We start from the raw sequence: 981 nt of genomic DNA on the forward strand, positions 1-981 counted from the left end.
CCTGGGGGCTGGAAATGTGATTCACCATACGGGCTGGAGTTGGAGGCCAGCACGGATGGCGCGACCCTATTCGATGGATTTGCGAGCTCGGGTGGTTTCGGCGGTGCTGGAGGGCGGTCTGTCGCGCCATCAGGCGGCAGAGCGCTTCGGCGTGGCGGTGAGCACGGCAGTCAAATGGCTGCAGCGCCATCGTGAGACGGGCAGCGCCGAGCCCGGCCAGATGGGCGGCCACAAGCCGAAGAAGATCGCTGGCACGCATGCCGACTGGCTGCGCCGGCGCTGCAACGAGAAGCCCTTCACGCTGCGCGGCCTGGTCAGGGAACTGGCGGATGAGCGCGGCCTGGGCGTCGACTATCATACGGTGTGGGACTTCGTTCACGCCGAGAAGCTGTCTTATAAAAAAAGACGCTGGTCGCCAGCGAGCAGGACCGTCCCGACGTCGCACGCCGACGCGGGCAATGGGTGAGGCATCAAGACCGGATCGAGCCCGCTCGCCTCGTCTTCATCGACGAAACCTGGACCAAGACGAACATGGCGCCGCTGCGCGGCTGGGGACCGCGCGGCCAGCGGCTCAAGGCGAGCGTCCCCTTCGGCCACTGGAAGACCTCCACCTTCATCGCCGCTTTGCGCCACGACCGCGTCGAGGCGCCCTGGCTGATCGACGGCCCGGTCAACGGCGAGCGCTTCCTGCTCTATGTCCAGCAGGTGCTGGTGCCGACGCTGAAGCCCGGTGACATCGTCGTCATGGACAATCTCGGCAGCCACAAGGGCAAGGCGGTGCGCCGGGCGATCCGCGCCGCCGGCGCCAAGCTCCTGTTCCTGCCCAAATACTCGCCCGACCTCAATCCGATCGAGCAGCTCTTTGCCAAACTCAAGCATCTGCTGCGCAAGGCTGGAGAACGGACCTACCAAGCCGTCTCCGACGCCATCGCGCAGATTCTCGCTTCGATCTCGTCAGACGAATGCGCCAACTACCTCGTC

1 protein-coding gene is annotated in these 981 nt (G+C 65.4%); it reads left to right on the forward strand.

Translation table 11 applies throughout. The features are described from left to right. Window positions 1-55 precede the first annotated feature (55 nt). Window positions 56-981, forward strand: a protein-coding gene (locus tag SMD10_RS25450) for an IS630 family transposase (RefSeq protein WP_331688507.1) whose coding sequence is annotated in 2 segments (ribosomal slippage) — window positions 56-397 and window positions 400-981 — 924 coding nt annotated over the 2 segments. Because the reading frame shifts where the segments join, the coding sequence is not laid out codon by codon here. This gene is flagged as partial in the annotation.

Source organism: Consotaella aegiceratis, from assembly GCF_036541425.1.
Lineage (GTDB): Bacteria > Pseudomonadota > Alphaproteobacteria > Rhizobiales > Rhizobiaceae > Consotaella > Consotaella aegiceratis.